14 protein-coding genes are annotated in these 21,839 nt (G+C 66.7%); 5 read left to right on the top strand and 9 right to left on the bottom strand.

From position 1 onward, the window contains the following. Positions 1-314 precede the first annotated feature (314 nt). The 5 genes from AB1634_06195 to AB1634_06175 all read left to right on the top strand — a co-directional run bounded on the left by AB1634_06195 (position 315) and on the right by AB1634_06175 (position 5,440). Positions 315-1,253, top strand: a complete 939-nt coding sequence (locus tag AB1634_06195; GenBank protein MEW6219112.1) for a helix-turn-helix transcriptional regulator — start codon at positions 315-317, stop codon at positions 1,251-1,253. Further along, positions 1,250-2,095, top strand: a complete 846-nt coding sequence (locus AB1634_06190) for a substrate-binding domain-containing protein (protein MEW6219111.1) — start codon at positions 1,250-1,252, stop codon at positions 2,093-2,095. The genes AB1634_06195 and AB1634_06190 overlap by 4 nt, the downstream gene beginning before the upstream one ends. 21 nt (positions 2,096-2,116) lie before the next feature. Next, the gene (locus tag AB1634_06185; protein MEW6219110.1) at positions 2,117-2,815 is read left to right on the top strand and encodes an ABC transporter permease; all 699 of its coding nucleotides are present in this window, start codon (positions 2,117-2,119) and stop codon (positions 2,813-2,815) included. Next, positions 2,812-3,900 carry an ABC transporter ATP-binding protein gene (locus tag AB1634_06180; protein ID MEW6219109.1) on the top strand — a complete coding sequence of 363 codons (1,089 nt, stop codon included), beginning with the start codon at positions 2,812-2,814 and terminating at the stop codon, positions 3,898-3,900. The genes AB1634_06185 and AB1634_06180 overlap by 4 nt, the downstream gene beginning before the upstream one ends. Before the next feature lie 145 nt (positions 3,901-4,045). Then, positions 4,046-5,440, top strand: coding sequence for a hypothetical protein (locus AB1634_06175; GenBank protein ID MEW6219108.1), 1,395 nt, complete (start codon positions 4,046-4,048; stop codon positions 5,438-5,440). A 77-nt stretch (positions 5,441-5,517) separates the two neighbouring features. Here AB1634_06175 and AB1634_06170 read toward each other — a convergent pair whose 3' ends face one another. The 9 genes from AB1634_06170 to AB1634_06130 form a co-directional block, all read right to left on the bottom strand. Next, positions 5,518-6,936, bottom strand: coding sequence for a methyl-accepting chemotaxis protein (locus tag AB1634_06170; GenBank protein MEW6219107.1), 1,419 nt, complete (start codon positions 6,934-6,936; stop codon positions 5,518-5,520). Positions 6,937-6,941: 5 nt separating this feature from the next. Further along, on the bottom strand, positions 6,942-7,862 hold the full coding sequence (locus tag AB1634_06165; GenBank protein MEW6219106.1) for a hydrogenase small subunit: 921 nt from the start codon (positions 7,860-7,862) through the stop codon (positions 6,942-6,944). Between the two features lie 58 nt (positions 7,863-7,920). Further along, complete coding sequence (locus AB1634_06160) at positions 7,921-9,432, bottom strand: nickel-dependent hydrogenase large subunit (GenBank protein MEW6219105.1); 1,512 nt, start codon at positions 9,430-9,432, stop codon at positions 7,921-7,923. Positions 9,433-9,967: 535 nt separating this feature from the next. Further along, positions 9,968-12,943, bottom strand: coding sequence for a DEAD/DEAH box helicase family protein (locus AB1634_06155; GenBank protein ID MEW6219104.1), 2,976 nt, complete (start codon positions 12,941-12,943; stop codon positions 9,968-9,970). Next, entirely contained in the window at positions 12,940-14,001 is a 1,062-nt protein-coding gene (locus tag AB1634_06150) for a macro domain-containing protein (protein MEW6219103.1), read from the bottom strand. Before AB1634_06150 ends, AB1634_06155 begins: the two co-directional genes overlap by 4 nt. A gap of 69 nt (positions 14,002-14,070) precedes the next feature. Next, positions 14,071-15,786 (bottom strand): DUF262 domain-containing HNH endonuclease family protein, encoded by a 1,716-nt coding sequence (locus tag AB1634_06145; protein ID MEW6219102.1) that lies wholly within the window; start codon positions 15,784-15,786, stop codon positions 14,071-14,073. A 12-nt stretch (positions 15,787-15,798) separates the two neighbouring features. Next, positions 15,799-17,724, bottom strand: coding sequence for a site-specific DNA-methyltransferase (locus tag AB1634_06140; GenBank protein ID MEW6219101.1), 1,926 nt, complete (start codon positions 17,722-17,724; stop codon positions 15,799-15,801). 14 nt (positions 17,725-17,738) lie between these two features. Then, the gene (locus AB1634_06135) at positions 17,739-18,494 is read right to left on the bottom strand and encodes a DUF4391 domain-containing protein (protein ID MEW6219100.1); all 756 of its coding nucleotides are present in this window, start codon (positions 18,492-18,494) and stop codon (positions 17,739-17,741) included. Then, positions 18,491-21,688, bottom strand: coding sequence for a helicase-related protein (locus AB1634_06130; protein MEW6219099.1), 3,198 nt, complete (start codon positions 21,686-21,688; stop codon positions 18,491-18,493). The genes AB1634_06135 and AB1634_06130 overlap by 4 nt, the downstream gene beginning before the upstream one ends. Positions 21,689-21,839: the final 151 nt, after the last annotated feature.

Raw genomic sequence — 21,839 nt, 5'->3', positions numbered from 1 at the left:
GGCCCTGGTGATCGTACCAGAACCGGGTGGTCTGACCGGTCATGGTGACTGAGCTGAGCCGGTTGACGGCATCCCAGGTCAGGGTGCGGCCGTTGCCGGTGAGCATGTTGCCGTTGGCGTCGTAAGTTAGGTGGTGCCGCCCGCCGTCTTGACGGCATGGGGGTGGGCGGGATCGTATCTTGAAAATTCCCTGTTGGACATTCTGCGGTTCGCCCATTTTCCCCTTGACTTGTCCAGCCAGGCCACACTAAAAGGAGTCCTGGGTCGGTTCTGGTTATTTTTTTCATGCGTGCATGTTTCGGCAGGGGAAAGCCATGACCGAAGAGCTTCTCAACACCAAAGAGGTGGCCCGTTACCTGGGGATCCACGAGAAGCAGGTCTACGCCCTGGTCAAGGCCGGCCGGCTGCCGGGCAGCCGGCTGACCGGCAAGTGGGTCTTTCCCCGGCGGCTTCTGGACGAGTGGCTGGAAAAAGACGCCCGGGCAGGACTCGCTCAGGCCCGGGAGAAGAGCCGCCAGGTGGGCGCCGGCCTTCTGGCCGCCGGCAGCAACGATCCGCTTCTCGACCTGCTCCTGGGCCAGTTCCACCAGGCCCATCCGGAAAGCTTCATCTTCAGCGCCACCACCGGCAGCACCGCCGGTTTGCGGGCCTTGCGTGCTGGCCATACCGATCTGGCCTGGTCCCATCTCCTGGATCCGGAAAGCGGCGACTACAACTTTCCCTGGCTGGCTCGCCATCCTCTGCCCGGCCAGCCGGTGGTGGTCAACCTGTTTCGCCGCCGTCTGGGCTGGCTCGCCGCGGCCAACAACCCGCTGGGGATCCAGGGCGCCGGCGACCTGGCCCGGCCGGGGGTGCGCCTGGTGAACCGCCAGGGCGGCGCCGGCACCCGGGTGCTCCTGGATCTGCTCCTTGCGGAGGCGGGCGTGGAAGGCAGCGCAGTGGCTGGCTACGGGCGGGAGGTCTGCACCCATCTCGAGGTGGGGCTGGCGGTGCTGGCCGGGGAGGCAGACACTGGTCTCGCCACCGGTGGCGTTGCCCTTCAGCTGGGTCTCCATTTCCTGCCGGTGACCGACGAGCGCTTCGATCTGGTGCTGCTCCAGGAAACCTATTTCCAGCGGCCGGTCCAGGATCTTCTCGCGGTGCTCCGGGCCGACAGCTTCCGGACCGCCGCGGCCGGCTTCTGGGGATACGATCTGGCCGACGCCGGCCGCATCATGTACCCGAAAAACCCCAACCGTGGAGAAAGCTCATGAACAGACGTTTCGTTGCTGCCGCGCTCTTTCTGGCCGCGCTCCTGCTGTCCCCTCCGCTGGCCGGTGCCACTGAGCCCCAGGCCATCATCCTCGCCACCACCAGCAGCACCCAGGATTCCGGGCTGCTGGATCTGCTTACCCCCATCTTCGAGGCGGAGGCCGGCATCACCGTCAAGACCATCGCGGTGGGCTCCGGCCAGGCCATGGCCATGGGCGAAAAGGGGGAGGCGGATGTGCTGCTCGTGCATTCGCCGGAGGCGGAGAAGAGGTTCATGGAGGCCGGCTTTGGCGCCAACCGGCGGCTGGTCATGCACAACGACTTCGTCCTGGTGGGGCCGGCGGCCGACCCGGCCGGCATCAGAGGCAGCGCCACCGCGGCACTGGCCCTGAGCAAGATCGCGACCACGGGCGCCCTGTTCATGAGCCGCGGCGACAAGTCCGGCACCCACGCCAAGGAGCAGAAGCTCTGGAAGGAGGCCGGCCTGTCCCCGGCCGGGGCCTGGTACCAGGAGACCGGGCTGGGCATGGGCCAGACCCTGTCGGTGGCCAGCGAGAAGGGTGGCTACACCCTGGCCGACCGGGGGACCTATCTGGCTGCCCGCAAGAATCTGGCCCTGGAGATCCTGGTGGAAGGGGAGAAGGGGCTGCTCAATGTCTACCACGTCATCGAGCTGGAGGGCAGCCGCTTCCCCAAGGTGAACGTGGCCGGCGGCAAGGCCTTTGCCGACTTCATGGTGGCGCCGGCCACCCAGGAAATGATCAGGACCTTCGGGGTGGACCGCTTCGGCTCCCCGCTCTTCTTCCCGGACGCCGGCAAGAAGGTCGAGGAGCTGGGCCGCTGAGCGGAGTCATCCGGTGAGGCCATGGATCTGATCTGGGAAGGGATCTGCCAAGCCTTCCGCCTGCTGTTCGCCGGGGATCCGGAGGTGCTGGCGGTGGCCCTCCTCTCCCTCAAGATTTCCGGAGCTGCCACGCTGGTGAGCCTGGTCCTGGGTCTGGCCACCGGCGCCTTCCTGGCCCTGGCTCGCTTCCCGGGCCGCCGGCTCTGCATCAGCATCGTCAACACCGGCATGGGGCTGCCGCCCGTGGTGGTGGGACTTGTTGTGTCAATCCTCCTCTGGCGGAGCGGTCCCCTGGGCTTTTTGGGCATCCTCTACACCCCCCTGGCCATGGTGGTGGCCCAGTCCCTCATCGCCACGCCCATCGTGGCAGGCATCAGTCTTGCGGCCATGGGCAGTCTGCCGGAGAAGCTGCGGCTGCAGATCCTGGCCCTGGGCGCCAGCCGCCTGCAGCTGGTGGCGCTCCTGGTGCGGGAGGCGCGCCTGCCCCTCCTGGCTGCAGCCATGGCTGGCTTCGGCGGCGTCATCTCCGAGATCGGCGCCTCGATCATGGTGGGCGGCAACATCAGGGGACAGACCCGGGTGTTGACCACCGCCACGGTCATGGAGACATCCCGGGGCAACTTTGACATCGCCATTGCCTTGAGCGTCATCCTGCTCTTCCTGATGCTGGCGGTCAACGCGGTTCTCACCTGGGTGCAGCAGCAGGAGCGGCGGCGGTGACGGCGCCTCTCCTGGCGGCTTACGATCTGGTGCTGGCCCGGGGTGGCGCCACCGTGCTCCGGATTGGCGAGCTGGCTGTGGCCAAGGGCGAGGTTTTGGCCCTCATCGGCCCGAACGGCGCCGGCAAGTCCAGCCTGCTCCTGGCCCTGGCCGGCCTCCTGCCCTTGGCCGGCGGCCAGCTTTGCCTCCACGGCCGGCCGGTGGCCCGGGGTGAGCTGCTCCCCTACCGCCGCCGGCTGGCGGTGGTCTTCCAGGAGCCGCTCCTGCTCAACAGCAGCGTGGCCGACAACGTGGCAACCGGCCTCAAGCTCCGGGGCGTCGGTGGCCGGGAGCGGCACGAGCGGGTGGTGGCGGCCCTGGACCGCCTGGGCATCGCCCCTTTGGCCGGGCGGGCCGCCCGTACCCTGTCCGGCGGCGAGGCCCAGCGGGTGAGCCTGGCCCGGGCCCTGGCCTACGAGCCGGAGCTTTTGTTTCTGGACGAGCCCTTTGGCGGTCTGGATCCTCCCACCCGGGAGGAGCTTCTGACCGACCTGGACCGGGTCCTGCGGGGCGGTGGCACCACGGCGATCCTCGTTACCCACGACCGCAGCGAGGCGGTGCGGCTGGCAGACCGGCTGGGGGTGATCATCGGCGGCGCGCTGCGGCAGCTCGACACCCCGGACCAGGTACTGGCCCGACCCCGGGATGCCGAGGTGGCCGCCTTTGTGGGCATGGAGACCCTGGTGCCGGCCCGGGTGCTGGCCCAGGTCAACGGCTTCTTGCAGGTGGCGGCCGCCGGCTTGACCCTGCAGGCCACGGGCGAGGCCCGATCTGGCGAGCCGGTGCTGCTGGGCATCCGGCCCGAGGATGTGGTCCTCCGGCAGCCCGCCGCGCTGTCGGCCCCGGCGGCCGACGCCAACCTGCTGCCTGCCACAGTGCGCCACCTCGTGCCCGCCGGCCCCTTTCTCAAGGTGACCCTGGACTGCGGCTTTCCCCTGGCCGCCTTCGCCACCCCGCAACAGGCCCGGCAGCTGGCCTTGGCCCCGGGGCACTCCGTGCTCGCCGGGGTGGCGGCCCGGGCTGTCCATGCCATGACCGCCTCCTGATCGGTCCCTGGCCCTTGCCTGCCCTTCTGTGAAATTTGCTGTTGACAGTGGGGTGGCAATGTGAGTAGCCTCCACGTCCGATCCGGAGAGCACCCTGCTGCTTCCGGCCCTCGATGCCATCACCAGGCCTTGGAGGAGCCCTCGTATGCCGTCGCTGACCCGTCTTGGCTGTCTCATGGTCGTGCTCCTTGCCGCCAGCTTCCTGGCCCCGCCGCCCTCCCAGGCCGAGGCCGGCTGCCAGGACTGCCCGCCGCCGCTCATTCTGGTCTACCAGCTGGACGATTTCACCACTGACCACGATCCGGCCATCATCGCTGCGGCCACGGATGGCTTTCTGAGCCAGGCGGCCTTCCAGTCCCAGAGCGACTGTGTCACCGTGCTGCCCATGTCCGGGCCCATCGGCCCCGGCGGCGGAGCCCAGGGCAACTACGACTACGAGGCCTATGGCGAGGTGCGGGGCGGTCCCGGCAACTACACGGTCCGGGCGGTGCTGGTGAACAGCGAGCGGCTGTTCATCGCCGAAGGCCAGAGCTCGTTCGCCGAGGGCGGGCAGGCCAGGAGCGCCGGCTCCTTCGCCTTCCTCCATATCGGCGCCACCGGCGGCGGCTCGACCGCCCTGTCCCGGGTCATCAGCGACTACGAGCTGCCGGAGCGGGATCGCAATCCCTTGACGGCCATCGACGCCCGGATCGAGTTTGTGACCGTGCAGCGGGAGATGGAGCGGGGGGAGACCCAGACCGTGGAGATCCGGCTCACCGACTGCGACGGCGAGACGCTGCCGGATCGGCAGCTGGAGGTGCGGCCGCAGGGGGGAGGCGAGGTCAGCGCCACCAGCCTGACCACGGACGCCGATGGCCAGGCGTCCTTCGACTATACGGCCCCGGGCGAGAGCGCCGACGTCACCCTGGCCATCTACTTCGGCTACCAGCGGCCCAGCAAGCGGCTCAAGAACGTCCTGGAGTCCGAGCTCCTGACCATTGGGCCGGAGTACCTCCTGACCGTGGATTCCTGGGCCTATGTCGTGGCCAACTTCGCTGCCTGGGGCGAGGTGCAGGCGGAGATTCCTCTGCACCGGCCGGCCGGCGCCGACGCCCTGCTCCTCACGGGCCAGTCCACCCTGACCTATCCGGAATTTGATATGGTGGTGCCCCGCCCGTGCACGGTCACCGCCACCACCGCCGGCGCCCCGGTGCAGGTGGTCTCCCTCCTCCTGGAGCAGGATGCCGAAAACCCGGAGGCGCCGCCCTCGGTGGCGGACATGGTGCTGGCTCTGGGGGCGCCGGCCGAAAATCTGCGCTTAAGTTGCCCGCCGGTGCCGCTGCCGCCCGTGCGGGCCCTGTTCTGGTACACCGCCTTCGCCCTGCTGCACAATCCGGAGCAGGCCGGCCTGACCCAGACGGGGCTGTCCTACTCCATCGAAGGCTGGCAGCAAGGGTCCGGCGACGGGGTCATCGCCAGCAAGACCTACACCCGCAGCCAGCGCCGGGGCAAGATCCTTTTCGGCGAGGTCACGCAGCTCGACCTCCATAAGCTGCGCTGAGCCGCCTTCAGGTCAGGCCGGCGAGCTTCTTCGCCACACGAATCAGGTCGGTGGCAGCATCCTGCCCGCCGCACGCCTCAAGTCTGTCTGCTCCCCCGCACGAGGCTCACCAGCTCGGCGATGAAGGCCTGCAGGTGGCCGGACTGGTCCTCCATCTCGCCGGCGATGGCGGCCGAGTCGGCGGCGTGGGTCGAGCTCTGCTGGGTGAGCTTGTCCAGCTCCAGCACGGTGGAGTTGAGGAGGTCAAGGCCCGAGGCCTGCTCCTTGGAGGCGACGGCGATCTCGCCGATGAGCCCGGCGATCTTGCCGGAGCGGTCGGTGACCTCGGCAAAGGCCTTGCGGGTGGCCTCGGCGCTGTCCTGTCCTTCCCGGATCTTGGCCAGGATGCCCTCGATGAGCTGGGCCGAGCTCTTGGCCGCGTCAGCGGAGCGGGAGGCCAGACTCTTGACCTCGCCGGCGACAACCGCGAAGCCGGCGCCGGCTTCGCCAGCCCGGGCCGCCTCCACGGCGGCGTTCAAGGCCAGGAGGTTGGTCTGGAAGGCGATGTCGTCGATGGCCTTGGCGATTTTGAAGGTCTCCTCGCTGGCCTTGGTGATCTCAAACATGCCATGGTCCAGCTGATCCAGGGAGCGGTTGGCGGCATCGACCACCTCGACGGAGTCGGCCACCAGGGTGTTGGCCATCTCGGCACTGTCGGCATTGCGGCGGGTCATGGCGGACAGCTCCTCCAGGGACGAGCTGGTCTCCTCCAGGGAGGCGGCCTGGCGGGAGGCGGCATCCGCCAGGTTCTGGCTGGCCTCGGACACCCGGCGGGACGTCCCGTCCACCTCTTCCGCGGTCTGGGACAGATCGGTGATGATGCCGTGCAGGGGCGCCATGACGATCCGCCGCAACAGCAGGAAGAGAACGCCGCTGGTGACGAGGAGGAGCACCAGCGCGCCGGCGGCGAGTCCCCGCTGCAGCCGGCGGGATGAATCCCGGAGGCCGCTGAGGTCGCAGGTGACGGACAGGACGCCGCCGATCTCGCCGATGGCCCAGCCGGGATGGCAGCGGACGCAGTCGCCGTCCGCGAACTGGGGAATGAGCACCCGCACCGCCCCCGCGTCCTGGCGGGTTACCGGCTGGCGCTCCGCCTGTACTGCCTGCCACAGCTCCTCCGCCAGGCGCTTGTCCGCCACGTCCTCCGAGGAGGAGGACAGGTTCAAGCGGCCCTGGCGGTCATAAAGAGAGACATCGAGGACACCGGCAATCTGGCGCTGGCTGGCCAACAGCTCCTTGAAGTTCTTCATCTGGCCGCGCTCCAGGGAGTCGGCCGTGCCCTGCTCCAGGGAATGGGCGAGGTTGGCCACCGATTGCAGGTAGCCCCGTTCCATCTCGGCGGTGGCGAAGCCGATCACCAGCACCGCGGAGAGGGCAAGGGAGAGGGCCAGGACCAGAAAAATGGCCCCCACCGTGCGGGTAGCCACCGAAAAGCGGGAGAGGGAAGAGCTGGCCATGGGATTCACCCTTTCCTGGAAAGCGCTCGCTCGCCGAGCCGGTAGAAGGGAAACTGCCGCCGGAGGGCGAAATCGGGCGAGGCGCAGCCGATGCACGGGGCGTTGGCGTCGATGCACCAGGTCTGGCCGCCGTTCCACCAGCGGTTGGCGCAGTCAGCCTTGGTCTCCGGCCCCAGGCAGCCGAGCTTGAACAGGCAGCCCGGATCCCCCAGGCGCGTGGCAAAGATCTCCTGCTGGAAATCGTGGTAGCGGGGGCAGGTCTCGTGGACCTTGCGGGAGAAGAAAAGCGCCGGCCGGTTCTCCTCCAGGGCCGGCAGCCCCACCTTGACCAGATGGATGACCGAGTGCCAGACCCAGTCCGGATGCACCGAGCAGCCGGGGATATCGATGACCAGCTTGTCGATCTGCCGGCGACGGAAGAACTCCCGGAGGCCCACGGCGCCGGTGAGATTGCCCTCGGCCGCCGGGATGCCGCCATAGGAGGCGCAGGCCCCCACCGCCACCGCAGCGCTCATGGTGGTGGCCGCGGCCTCCAAGAGCTGGGCCAGGGTCTTCTCCCCGATGGTGCAAGCCAGGGGCATGCCGTCCGGGATCGCCCCTTCCAGAGCCAGGACATAGTCCCCGGCCTTGCCGCTCAGATGGCGCTCGATGACCTCCATGGCCAGATGACCGGAGGCGGCGGAAAGGTCGGCGTGGAACACCAGCTGCGAGTAGTCGGTGATGAGGCTGAGCGGCGACGGCGACTGGGCCTGGAGCAGGGAGATGGAGCAGCCGGTGCACGACAGGCCCTGGAGATAGATGAGCTTGGGCACCGCCCGGGGATCCACGGCCTGCAAGGCTGCGGCCACCGGCTCCGGCAGGGCCGGCAGGGCAAAAGCGGCGCTGAGGCTGGCGGCGATTTTGAGAAAGGTGCGGCGGTTCAGCATGGCTCCTCCGCGGTCCGGGCCGGCAGCAGTGACCCCGCCGGCCGGCTGAAAGGGCTGGTCAATGGATGGCGCAGGCCAGGCAGGGATCGAAGGAGCGGACGATGCGGCCGGCCTCGATCTGGGATGGGGGATCCGCCACCCGGGTGCCGATGAGGGCCGATTCCATGGCCCCGGGCTGGCCCCGATCATCCCGGGGCGAGGCATTCCAGGTGGTGGGCACCACGCAGGCGTACTGCTCGATCTTGTGATCCGCCAGGCGGATGTAGTGGAGGAGCGCCCCCCGGGAGGCATCGGTGGCGCCAAAGCCCTCGCCGGTGGCCGGGATCGCGAGATCAGCCATGGTGGGCTGGCCCGGATCCAGGCGCTCGGTCTCGGCCAGCAGGAAGTCGGCGATGACCACGGCCGAGATCGCCCGGCTGGCGTGGCGGCCCAGGACGGAGTTGAAATGGCTGGGCGTGATGCCCAGCTCGGCGGCCAGGCTGTCCACCAGCTTCTTGACGGTCGGGTTGTTGCCCTGGTGGTAGTCCACCAGCACCCGAGCCGCCGGCCCCACCTCCACCATCCGGCCGTCGTAGCGCGGCGCCTTGATCCAGGTGTAGGCCCCGGCCTTGCTCGGCTCCGGATCCAGGGCACTGTCCCGCACCGGCAGGTGGCTGGGGCTCCTGTACCGGGAGTAGAGGACATCCTCGGTGATGCGGCCGAAATCCACCGTCTGCACCTTGCCATCAAGCAGGATCCCCGGGGCAAAGAGCCGCTTGGCACCCGCCTCCGGCCCGAAGGGCAGCAGGCCATAGGACAGGAAGCCACCCTTGGAGGCGCCGATCTCCCAGTACTCCGGGAAGGCCTTGGCCACCGCCAGCACGTCCGGCAGGTACTTGTGGACCAGGAACTCCCGCACCTCCAGGATCAAAGCCTGGTAGGTGGCCACCAGGTCGATGCTCACCGGCTGGCTGCAGCCGCCCGGGAAGATGGCCGTGGCGTGGGGAAACTTGCCGCCGAAGATGGCCGACGCCCGGTTGGCCTTCTGCTCGATGGCCAGGGCCTCCAGGTAATGCTTGAGGGCACCGATGTTGGCCTCGGCATCGGCCAGATACGCCCCTTCCAGCCGGGGCAGGAAGGGGGCGGCGGGAAACGGCTTCTTGGCCGCCAGCTCCGCCGCCACCCAGGCCTTGACCTTGACCAGCTCCGGGTCGGCGCCGGTGTAGCCGAGGATGGCGGTGACGTCCACGAAGTCCAGGGCGGCCAGCTGATAAAAGTGCAGGGGATAGTCGTAGAGGTGGTTGGCGCCCTGGATGAGGTTCTGGAGGATACGGCCGTTGGCCGGCGGGGTGATGCCGAAGGCCGCTTCCTGGGCATAGCAGGAGGCGATGGCGTGGGCATAGGGACAGACGCCGCAGATGCGCTGCGTGATCTGCTGGGCGTCCAGAGGATCCCGGCCCCGGAGGATCTCCTCGAAGCCTCGGAACATTTCGCCCATGCAGCGGGCATCGGTGATGACGTTGTCGGTCACCGTGGTCTGGATGTTGAGATGCCCCTCCAGCCGCGTGACCGGTCCCAGATCGACCTTCATGCCTCGCCTCCTGTTGCCCTTGTCGCGGCCAGAAGAAGCCGCGTCCCCGCCCCCCAGCAGCGTTCATGCTAGCACGAGACAGATCCGCAGCGAAAGAGGGGATCAGCACGGAAGAGCACGGAAGAAACACGGAACAAGCAGCAAGCAACAAACGGCGTCAGCGCGGGGTGGGGATCGGTGGTGGTGGGTCTTCCACGGTCTTGCCGGTGCGGGGTTCGTCTGCGCCCGGGACGATCACGGATGTCATGGCTCCGACACACAGGCCGGGCAGGTGTGTCCCGTCTCACAGAACAAACCTGGAATGCACCCAATCGGGATACATGGCCAGATCGATCTCCTCCCCGATGATCCGGCGCAGGTGGCGCCATGAAGCACCTGGACGGCCTTTGCCCAGGTCGAGTCCCGGTTTGGCCGGCGATCCGTTTGGCTTTGTGCAAGAATGACCCGGTGTTGCGGCGCCGCGCAGCGGACCATCTGCCGCAAGCGGTCAGGTGCCTCGCCACAGGTCTGACTGTCCACCTCCGGACTCGCGTCTCTACGCAAGGATCTCGTCGACGGACCGGACGACGACATACCGCGCCGACGATTCCCGCCCCCCCAGCGCCTTGAAATGCGCCTTGCCGCACTCGATCTTCGCGCTTTCCTTCTCCCGCAAGTCGTCAGTGAACAGGCCGCTCTTCGTCTCCACGACCAGGTAGAGCCGTTCCGCGCCGTTTTTCTCCACGAGTACCGCCCAGTCCGGGTTATAAGGACCCAGAGGTGTGGGCACGGTGAACCAGCCCGGCAGCTTGGCGTAGACCTTGATCGCCTCGTTCTTCTCCAGGCCGTCGGCGAATGCCGCTTCGGTGGCCGAGTCGTAGACCACCTGCTCGTAAACGGACTTCCTGGTCTCGGCGAGCATGTTTCTGAGATAGCCGGTCAGCTCCTCCTGCTCGAAGAGCTCCTGGGCGTAGTAGTGCTCGTCGCCGAGGCGCTGGTACTTGATGCCATCCACGACGGCCAGGCGCTTGCGGCGGTTGATGGCCTCGGCGGCCAGCTCGATGAATGCCTGGGGATTGCGCTTGAAGTCGTCGAGCCGCCCGCTCGCGGTCACCACGCGACAAATGGTGCGGCGGGTGAGCTGGGTTTGATCCTGGAGTTGGGTCAGGAGGTCCGGCAGTTCGATGCCGGCGTCGTCGAGGACGATGGCCTGTGCCCCCTGGCGCTCGCTGGCCTCCACGCCCGCCTTGCCGATGGCGATCTCGGCCTTGCGCCACTGCAGGCGGGTCTTCGGGATCGGGGGCGCGTCGCGCAGAGCCTTGATGCAGCTCTCTACGAGCCTCTCGTTGTCGAACTCCACCCGGTACGTGGTCTTGTGCTTGATGCGGTCCCAGAGCGCCTTGAAATCCGGGCTGTGGAGGATGGCCTGGCGCGGGCGTACCTGGCGCCGCTCGTCGGCGTTCTTGATCTCGAGGCGGCCGGCGAGTTTGCGCAGGATCGGGGTGATCTGGCCGGCCTGAAGCGCGAAGGCCGCCGGGATCTTCACCGCGTCCGCCTTGAGGGCGGTGCGCAATGCATCCTGGACCTTCCCCCGGGAGTCGATATACCCCTGCTCCCGCAGGTGCTCCCAGAGCGCCTTCGAGGGCTCGACGCCCAGCGGCATGGTGCTGCCGTCCTCGGCCGTCACCGTGACAGCGGCAAACTGGTGCGGCTCGACGATGCCGAAGTGGACGCCGGTCTCCTCCTCGATCTCCTTCTGCAGATTGGCGGCAAACTCCTCGTAGCTCTCCGTCGCCACCACGGTGAGGGTGTTCACCTCGAACCCCCGCAGCCGCTGGCCGTCCTGGTTGACGCACAGCCGGAGCCCCCGGCCGATGGTCTGGCGCCGCTCGCGCTCGGTGCGGATGTCGCGGAGGGTACAAACCTGGAAGACGTTGGGGTTGTCCCAGCCTTCCCGGAGCGCCGAATGGGAGAAGATGAACTTGAGCGGCGTCTCGAACGAGAGCAGCTTCTCCTTGTCCTTCATGATCAGGTTGTACGCCTGCTCGGCGGCGTCGCGGCCGGCCTGGTTCCCCTCCTCGGTGTCCACCACCCGCTTCGACCGCTTGTCCACAGAGAAATAGCCGTCGTGGACCTCCGTGGCGGCGCGGGAGAGGTCCACCTCGGCAAAGAGCGTCCGGTAGTCGGGGTGGTTGGCCAGCCGCCGGTACTCCTCCTCGAAGATCCGGGCGTACTCGCCCTGTACCGGGTTGCCGTCGGCGTCGTACTGGCGGTAGCGGGCCACCTCGTCGATGAAGAAGAGCGTGAGCACCTTGATGCCCTGGGGCCGCAGCCGCTTCTCCTTGTCCAGGTGCTCCCTGATCGTGCGCCGGATCATCTCGCGCTGCACGGCCAGCGCACCCACATCGCCCCAGGCCTGCCCGAGGCGCAGGAACTGCTCGCCGCCGGGGAAGCGCAGCTCCATGAGCGCGTCGCCTTTCCTGGCCCGGATCTCCTGCCCGATCAGCACATCCCGGTAGACCGCGCGTCCTGTGGTCTGTTCCAGGTTGTCGAGGGGTTGCACGGTCTTTGTTTGCCGGCGTACCCCTGTGGCTGTCTGGACATCGATCTCAACCTCGGCGCCGAACACCATCTTCCCGCGCAGGACCGGCTTCAGAAAGCGCACATAGGGCCGGTTGTGGGCGTCCTCCACCGTGGCCGCCGCCACCTCGATCTGCTTCACCAGCCGCCGTTCGTAGGCGTCCACCGCATCAAGCCGATAGACCATGTGGTGCTTGTCCGCGTGGGTGGCTGAGTAGCGCAGGGTGCAGAGCGGATTCATGGCGTCGAGCGCCTCCTTGCCCCGCCCCTGGAGGCCGCCGTCCACACTCTGCGGCTCGTCCACGATAACGATCGGCCGGCTGGCCCGAATGAGGTCGATGGGCCTCTCGCCGCCGGTCTTCTCGCTGTCCTTGTAGAGGTTGTTGACGTCCTTCTTGTTGATGGCGCCGACCGTCACCACCATGATCTGGACCTGGGCGCTGGTGGCGAAGTTGCGCACCTGGCCGAGCTTGGCCGAGTCGTAGAGGAAGTACTCGCAGGGCACGCCGGCATAGAGGCCCTTGAAGTGGTCTTCGGTGATCTGGAGGGCCTTGTAGACGCCTTCCTTGATGGCGATGGACGGCACCACGATCACGAATTTGGTGAAGCCGAAGCGCCGGTTGAGCTCGAAGATGGTGCGCAGGTAAACGTAGGTCTTGCCGGTACCGGTCTCCATCTCCACGGTGAAGTCGCCGGAGGCAAGCGTCGCCGACGGGGCCAGACCGTTGCGGATCTGGACGCTGTTCAGGTTCCCCAGGAGCTCGTCGTCCAGGAGGGTCAGGCGATTGCCAAGACCCAGGTTGCTTTCCATGCCAGGCAGAACCGCACCCCCAAGCGCTGACCTGGTAACGGTGAACTCCGTCCGGCAGACCTCCTGGCCCCGGAAGAGGTCGCAGACCGCCTCGATGGCTTGGAGCTGGTAGTCGAGGTTGGGCTCGAAAAGGAGCTTCATGCGGGTGCGTCCAAGGCCGGGCCGGCCACCCAGCCCTTGCGGGCCAGCACCGCGGCGGCAATGCCAATCTGCCGGGGCGTGAACTGCCGCTTGCGCTCGCCCCAGGCGTAGGTCCGTTCCACCACCTCGCCGAGCGGCTTCGCCGTCTCACGGGTCATCACCCAATGGACGCTGGACAAGAGCTCCAGCCCGAAGGGGGATTCGAACCCTTGCACCAGTTCCGCCACCCGCGCGGTCCGTTCTCGGGTGCCCGGGAGACCCGCAAGAAACGCCGCGGCGTCCGCCGCAGCCCCGGGCACCAGGAAGATCGGCTTGGCCGGGGCGTCTCCGCCGTCGGCATAGCCGGCGGTCAGGTGACCCTCGATGGCGTGGAGCACGTGGCGCAGGTTCTCGGCGTACGGGCCGTAAAGGGCGGGCTTGAAGCGCAGCCGCAGCGGCTCTCCCGCCTCCTGCAGGAAATACATGAGCTTGTGCATCTCGAGCAGGGTGACAAACGGGTCGAGCAGCCCGTCGAGGTAGCGGGCCACCAGTTCCACCAGGGCCGCGTGGCCGGCGGTCATGACCGGCACCTCCCGGTTCCGGACCACCACACCCGGCGTCAGCCCTTCCCGCGGCTCGTAGACCACCACGCGCACGTCCGCGAGCCCCGCCAGGGCCGCCTCGACGCGTGGCTTGACATCCTGCCAGGCAAGCCCGCCCAGGCCGCTCCCCAGGGGCGGCAGGGCCACGGACGCGATGCGCCGATCGCGGATCACGGCGGCCAGGGCAGCGAGACCGGCGTCGATGTCCTCGATCCGGCTCTTGCCGCGCCAGTGGCGCTTGGTGGGGAAATTGACGACATAGCGGGGCGGCGTAAGGCGCCCGGTCTCGTACACGAACATCCGCCCCGGCTGCACCTCGCCGCGCCGACAGGCTGCGGCGTACGCCTTGAAGTTCTCGGGGAAGGCCTTTTTGAACTGCAGGGCCACCCCTCTTCCCATCACGCCGACGCAGTTGACGGTGTTGACCAGGGCCACTGCATCGTCCTTCAGGATGTCGCCGGTACGATACTCGATCATGGCTGACACCTCCTCGTCAGGAGTACCAGTCGGGCCGGAGCTCGACGGGCGGCGCTTCACGGCATTCCTTCACGAAAGCTGGGCGACACGCCAAACGGCCGTGGCGAGGTTGGCGAGCTGCCGCTGCCGGGCGTCGAGCCGTTCGGGCGTCCACTCGGCGTTCTCTTCCGCCAGCGTGCGCGTGAGAAGGACGGCGCTCGTTTGCAGCACCGGCCGCTTTTCGGCATAGGGCCGGTTGCCCAGGTCGCGGTTCTTGCCGGTCTCGAGCATCACCATGTTCGCCAGCCGAAAGACGAAGACACCCAAGTCGCGGTCGTGGAACGTATCCCAGCCGACCTCGGGCGATTGGGGAAGGACATGCTCGATGGTGTATGCGGGCGAGTCCGGGTCGAAGTCAATGCCGCCGGCCTGCCTTTCCAGCTTGCCGAGGACGTAGCGCACGATCTTGGCGTTGCGGCTTTGCGTGGTCTTGACGCTCTTCTCGGCGAAGTCGGCGCGGAAGGCATCGTCACCCCGATAGATCGGGCGCAAACCCTCCAACACCTGGGCCAGGGTCGCCGCCTCGCCGCGGTGCAGCTGCGCGGCCACGCTGTGATACACGCGCTCCTGCTCCCCGGTATGCTGGGCGCCGACGACGTTGTAGCGAAAGGCGATCACGACCGTGGCGCGCAGCAGGCCTTCGAAATCGCTGTCGGCGAGCCGGCGCCTGGCTGCCATCAACATCGGGAAGGGTTGGCGCACCGAGAACATACGCAGCTCCTGAGCGCTTTGCCTCCAGGTCGGGGGCCATTGCGCACCCTCCGGCTGGGTGAGCGCCAGGTAGGTGTCGATGTCTTCATCCATGTCGCGGAGCAGCGCGAACACGGCTTCACGGTTCTGGATACGATGACGGATGGTCTTGAACAGTTCCGACTGTCGAGCAAAGCTCTGCCGGCTGTTCCAGTGCATGCGCAGAAAGTCGGGGAAGCTTTCGCTGCCCAGGCGCCCCACCATGGCCTCCCAGCGCCGCTCCAGCTCGTCCATCTGGTGTTGAGTCTCCTGATCCCGCGCCAGTACCGAGAACAGGTAGTTCTTCAGGAGATCGGTGGCCGACAGACGCACCCCGCGCGCGTTCAGGGTTTCGAACACCTTGTAGGCGTTGAGCTCGTCCGCCACGGTGATGACCGTGAAGAAGAGCTTGTCGCTCATGGTCTCGACGAACTGGGCGAGCGCCACGCCGGGGTCGATCTGGCCCTTGACGTGCTCGCGCAGGCGCCGCTCGAGCCATTCGAAGGCCTTGCGCATGGCATGGGTCGAGGCGGGAAAACCGCGCTGCGGCAGATGATCGGCCAGGGGCACCAGGTAATCGCGGTAGTAGGGATCGTTGTTGCGGTTCAGCGAGAGCTTGTTCCGCGCCGTAAGGGTTACCGGGTCGAGGTAGCCGATGTAGCTGGCCCGCAACTGGTCGAGCCGCTTTTGATTGGCCGCGGCGTGCCCGCCTTCGGCCGCGGACCTCTTGAGCAGGCGCATGGTAGCCAACGCGATGAGGCTGATGGTCGTCAGGCGCTGCTGGCCGTCGATGACCTCGAAAACGCGGTTGTCCGTGGTTCGCAGGACCAGATAGCCCATGTAATGGGCCGGCTCGCCGTCGGCGGGCAAGGTGCCGAGGATGTCCGCCCACAGGTCCTCCCATTCTTCCTCGCCCCAGGAATAGTCGCGCTGGAAGCGCGGAATCAAGTAGGTCAGGCCGTTGCCGAGGAGCTGCCGATAGGTACGGTTTTCCGTGTTGAAGTTGGTCGCGGCCATGTTCTACCCCCCTCACAAGCTCCGCACGTTGGCGATGCCGTGCTGCTCCAGGATCGCCGCCAGGTTGGTCTTGGCCACGTCGTCGGCGAAGGCGCTGTCCCGGAAGACGCAGGTGGTGTCCCCGGCCGGCGCCAGCGCCCGGTGCCAGTCCACGATGCCCTGCGCCAACGCCTCCACCTCGCCCCGCTCGATCCGTGTGGCGAGGCAGGCCATGAGCACGCCACCGCCCACCGCATGCACGTCCTTGCCGGCGACTGTGCGCTTCTCCATCGGCACGCACAGGTCAAGGCCGAGCTTGAGCAACAGCTCGTAGAGCACGTCCATCTCGGTGCGACCGGGCTTCAGGTGCTCCACGGCGTCGAAGAGTGTCTTGGTGAGGTCGTCGCGGTCGGGGTCCCAGGCGCGGATGTTGCTGGAGTCGAGCTTGAAGACGCGAAAGCCGAGGTCGCCAGCGAACGTCGGATTCTCGGCTTTGATCTTCTTGGCGGCGCGGCGGAGGCGCTCCTTTGCAAGGTCAGCGATCGATGGGAAATCGGTGCGCCCCGTCGGCTCCTGCAGCTGAACCAAAACAAACCGCCGGCGGCCACCATTACGTCTATTCAGATCCCACACCGCATCTCCCATGGTCGCGCTGCCAGCGAAGAAGTCCAATATGATGTCATCGCCCCTAGAGGCAACGGCTGCCAACCCTCTGATCAGAGACACGGGCTTCGGATATTCCAGCAGTTGCTGGCCCAGGAGTTCGCGCAGCTCCTTTGTACCTTCCTGATTGAGCCCAGCCGTCAATGAAACCACGCACGATGAGTCGTCATCGGCGACACTTCCCCTCTGTTCCATCCACGTTGAGACAGGATTTGTCTTGGCGTTGTTTCCTTCCTCGAATCGCGTCTTGAAGCGCGGGCGTGACATCCGACCGTTCGGATTGTCATCAGGCCAGATGATGTTGTCGTCATCAATTTGCCTTTGCATCGTCAAAGGCTCAAATCTCCATACCCTCTCGTTCGGGGGCCAATATTCCGATCTTGTACGAGGGTTTCTGATGGCGTAAAACTGGTTCGGACGCATCTCTTTCGTCATTCCCACGGTCAAATCAGTGCTTCGGAAGCGGCCGAGGCGATCCTCAAACGGGAAATCGGTCTCTTGACGAGCGAAACCAAAGAGATGTACGGAGTCGAGGTGTTTCGCATAGCCAACAACATACTCATGATCTGGGGAGATCGGGGTATCGCGCATTCCGGTTGCCATGCGCCTTCGGCGTACGAAATTTGCAAGGAAGTTCTCTTCACCGAAAATTTCGGCGCATAGCTTTCGGAGATTATCGATCTCTGCATCATCGATACTGATGAGTATCAGTCCATCATCTCGAAGAAAATTTCTGGCCAGCCGCAGCCGCGGGTACATCATGTTCAGCCAATCCGTATGAAACCGCCCACTCGCCTCGGTGTTGCTGCTGATCTTCCTCCCGCCCTCCACCTGCCCCGTCAGCTCCAGGTAGTTCTTGATGCTGTCCTGGAAATTGTCGGGGTACACAAAATCCTTGCCCGTGTTGTACGGCGGGTCGATGTAGATGAGCTTCACCTTGCCCGCGTAGCTCTTCTGCAGGAGCTTCAGCACCTCCAGGTTGTCGCCCTCGATCATCAGGTTCTGCGTGGTGTCCCAGTCCACGCTCTCTTCAGGACAGGGCCGCAGCGTGCCGGTGGAGGGGGTGAGCGCAAGCTGGCGGGCGCGGCGCTTACCGTGCCAGTTGAGGCCGTACTTCTCGTCCGCGTCGGTGACAGTCGCATCACCCACCAGCGCCTTGAGCACGTCCACGTTCACGGCGACGCCGTCCGGGCCTTCGGTGACCAGCTCCGGGAAGAGCGCCTTCAGCCGCTCGATGTTGTCGGCGACAAGATCGGGCGAGCGGGTCTCGGGGTCGTTGGCGGTCAGTTTCTTCATCGTCATCCCAATCCTCAGAGTCGCGCAAGCGCCGCCGTTTTGGCAGCCTCGGCGCGTTTCAGCTCCAGGTTCAGCTCCACCTGCCGCGCCATCTGCTTCTCCTTGGCCGCCACCACCCGCAGACGCGCTGCCTCAGCCTCCAGGCGGGCATAATCCCGGAGCGCCTCGCGGCGAGCGGTCCGGCTCTCGGGTGCGGGCAGCATCTCGAATCGTCCTGTTCGGCGCGCGGCCTCGAGCGCCAGCACCGTGTCAATCCACCCCTGATAAAGCGCGAGGAGCGAGGCCCGGGGCTGCTGGCCGAGGGCGAGGGCTGCCGCGAACGCGGTCCCGTGGGGCTCTCCGTCGCGCGGGACGCCCGCAGAGACGAGGTCGCCGTCGAGCACGGTTTTCCCGGCCTGGCCCTGGGACCAACGCTTGTGCGCGAGCGACAGGTTCAGGCGGTCACCCAGCTCGGTTACGGCGAGCACCGGGTACGGCACCGCCCGGTGCAGCAGCTCGATGAGCCGGGGCGCCTTGGCCGCGGCCCGGAACGCCAGCCGAAGCACCGCGATCTCCAGGTACTCGCGGCCCTCGTCCCGGTACGCGGCCACGCCGATGGTGGTGGGCTTCAAGGCCGCCACCCACTGGATCTGCTCGATCCCATCGTTGATGCGGCGCTTGTCGGCAGCGGTGGGCGCGCCGTGCTCCAGGAGCAGCGTCTTCGGCACCCGGCGGTCCACCCGCGCGGTCGCGGGAAGATCAAGCGCGGCAATGACCTCGTCGCCGGTCATCCGAAGGCCTCTGGCAGGATCACGAGGTAGGCCACCACCTCGAAGTCGTCGATGCCGGCGAACTCCCCGGCCAGGGCGAAAGTACCGCCGGGCGCAAACAGGCTCGCCACCGCGCGCTCCTCGCTCTTGCCGACCACCGCGGCCACCGCGGCGGCAAGGAGCCTTTGGGCGTGGCGCATATCCTCGCCGTCCCTGGTCGTCTTGTCGAAGCGGGCGCCGGCGCCGGCGTCGGGCAGATCGCGGCCGAGACAGAGCCGCTTCAGGCGGTCGAGGATCTGCTTGGCCTGCGAGTAGGGCAAGAGCACCGTGCCGTCATCGCCCACGTGGACCAGGTAGTGCGGGGCGAGGGGATAGCCGCCTTCCGGGAGGCGCGCCGCCGCCTCGCCTTCCGCCCGCAGGCAAAAGACGATGCCGGGCGGGACCTCGGCATCACTGCTCGTCGTGACCGCAAAGGTGCCGAGCGGTGAGGCCTCCAGCATGCCGGGGTGCGCCTTGCGGAACTCGGCGAGGTCGATGCGGAAGTCGGTGAGGGTGAGATCAGCGATGGAGACGCCGGAGGAAAGATCCTCGAGATCGATCACCGCGTCCTGGAGCTTCAGAAGCTGCTTGCGGCGGTACTCGAGGTCGTTCATCTGGTTGCCGGACTGCTGTTCGATCAGGTTCTCCTCGCCGGTGGCCGAGATGTCGAGGAGCACCATGCGGCCGCTGACGCGCTGTTCCAGGTTGATGTACTCCTCAAGCTCCATGTTGGGCCAGAAATTGACGAGTTGGATACGCTCGTTCGGCGAGCCGATGCGGTCGATGCGCCCGAAGCGCTGGATGATGCGCACCGGGTTCCAGTGGATGTCGTAGTTGACGAGCCAGTCGCAGTCCTGGAGGTTCTGGCCCTCCGAGATGCAGTCGGTGGCGATGAGCAGATCGAGGTCGCCGTCGGCGGCGAGGTCCTCCGGCCGCTCTTTTGAAAGGGGCGCGAAGGCGGTGAGGATCGAGGCAAGGTCCCGGCGCAGCTGCGGCAGGGTCGTCTGGTTGCCGCCGGTGCCCGTGACGAGGGCGCTCTCCAACCCGAGGCTCGCCTTCGCCCAGGGGGCGAGCTGGCCGTAAAGGTAACGGGCGGTATCCGCGAAAGCGGTGAACACGATCACCTTGCGGTTGACCCCGTTGATCGGGTTTCGGCACTTGTCCGTGATCACTCGCCTAAGCGCCGCCAGCTTGGCATCGCGCCCGGCGCTGATCGCGCGGACCGCGGCCGCCAGCGTCGCCAGGCGGTTGCGGTCTTCCAGGAGGTCCTGCCGCCAGCGCACGAGGTCCACGTCCTGAAGGAGCACCTTGACCTTGCGGCCGACGAGGAGGCTCTCGAAGGCAGGGTCTTCGATGTCGATGTCCTCGATGTCGGTCTCTTCCAGCTCCCCCGCCTGCGCCTCGATGCGGGCAAGGGTTGCCTCCACATCCCGGAGCTGCCGCTCGACGGTCAACGCGAACGAAACGACCGAGCTCTCCATGCGCTTGAGGACGTTCACGCGAAGGAGGTGGATCAGGCTCTCCTCGCGGTCCACCTGGCGGAAGAAGCCGGTGCCACCCTTCACCTCGGTGCTGTACTTCTGGTCGTAGGCCTCCTGCTTGTGGGGCAGCACGTAGCGGAGGGGCGCGTAGGCGGCGAGGTTCAGGCGGCGGATCTCGAGGTTGATCGCCCGGATGGCGGGAAAAGCGCCCTGAAGATCCACGTCGGCCTTGATGTTGATCGGCTTCAGGCGATCCGGGAAGCGCCCGGTCTCGGCGAGCCCGTAGTACTTCTCGATGTGCTTCCGCGAGCGGGCGATGGTCAGCAGGTCGAGCAACGTGAAGTAGTCGAACCCCAGCATCTCGATCAGGCGGCTGGGTGAGCGCTCCGCGTCATCGAGATCGAGCCAGCGGTTGAACTGCTTCTGTGCCAGGCGGGTCGTGCTGTCGATGCTGCCGATGCCGTGCTCCAGCAATGCGGTGTCATCGCCCTCCGTGGCGAACACGATCTGGTTACGCAGGTCCGCCATCCGGTTGTTCACGGGCGTGGCGCTGAGCATGAGTACCCGGGTCTTCACGCCCTCGCGGATGATCTTGCGCATGAGGCGGTCGTAGCGCGTCTCGCCGCCCTTCTGGGGCGTCCGTTTGTTGCGGAAGTTGTGCGACTCATCGATCACGACCAGGTCGTAGTTCCCCCAGTTCACGTGCGCGAGGTCGATATCGCCCGAGAGGCCGCCGTCGCGAGAGAGATCGGTATGGCTCAGGACGTCGTAGTTGAAGCGGTCGGAGGCCAGAATATTGCGGCGATCGTTGGCCTTGTAAAGCGTCCAGTTGTCGCGCAGCCGCTTGGGGCAGAGAACCAGCACCCGGTCGTTGCGCAGTTCGTGGTACTTGATGATCGCCAACGCCTCGAAGGTCTTCCCAAGGCCCACGCTGTCGGCGATGATGCAGCCGCCGAAGCGGTTGAGCTTGTCGATGGCGCCAACGACCCCGTCGCGTTGGAACTTGTAGAGTTTTTTCCACACCACGGTGTTGCGGATGCCCGTGGCCGACTTGACGATCTGCTCCTCGTCGAGTGCGTCGCCCTGCGTGGAGAAAAGGTGATGGAGGACGAGGGTATATATCAGGTAGGGAGCACGGTGGCGCGCGATGCTCGCAAGCAGCCCGAGCAGTCCCTCCTTGGCGGCCGGCGTGTCCGGCAGGCCCGCCCACTGCGCATCGAACCACTGGGCCAGCATCCCGGCTTCCTCGGGTGTCTCGGAGGCCTGAATGATGCCCAGGGGGTTGCCCGGCGCGAGCCCGAGGCCGTCTGTGGTGAGGGCGATGGCCCCCAGGAGAGCTTGCACGGGCTTGTTGGACTGCTCGCGGATGACCAGGGCTCCCTGTGGAACCCCACTCCGGGCGACACAGACCTCAGCGCAGTTGCTTATCCAGGTATGGAGTCGCGCCGCGAGCCATCGGGACTGCATTCGATTGCGAATGGGACGATCAGCGCTTGAGCCGAGCAGGGTGTGGCCGTCCAGGTCCGCCGGCAATACCAGTCGACACGTCGGAGCGCGGCGGAGTCCCGCGAAGAGCTCGCCGCAGGCGAAGATGGACAGGGCCGGGGTGACCGCATCGATGCGACGGCCCTGCTGCAGTTGCGGTCGGATGATGTCGGCGACCCGGTCACTGCCGGTATTGCGGACGAGTTTCAACCCGTTACCCTCCTCGTGCCCGTCCTGCGCCGCACGGGGTGCCCAGCATCTTCATGGCCTGTATATGCAAAGATGCATGCACCTTGTCAACATCCGCCCAGCAGAGAGGGACGGGCAGGGCCGGCCGCCTCAGGAAGAGTGCCTGGGCGGC

Source organism: Thermodesulfobacteriota bacterium (genome assembly GCA_040755095.1).
Taxonomy (GTDB): Bacteria; Desulfobacterota; Desulfobulbia; order Desulfobulbales; family JBFMBH01; genus JBFMBH01.
This window is presented reverse-complemented; position numbering and strand designations above follow the sequence as displayed.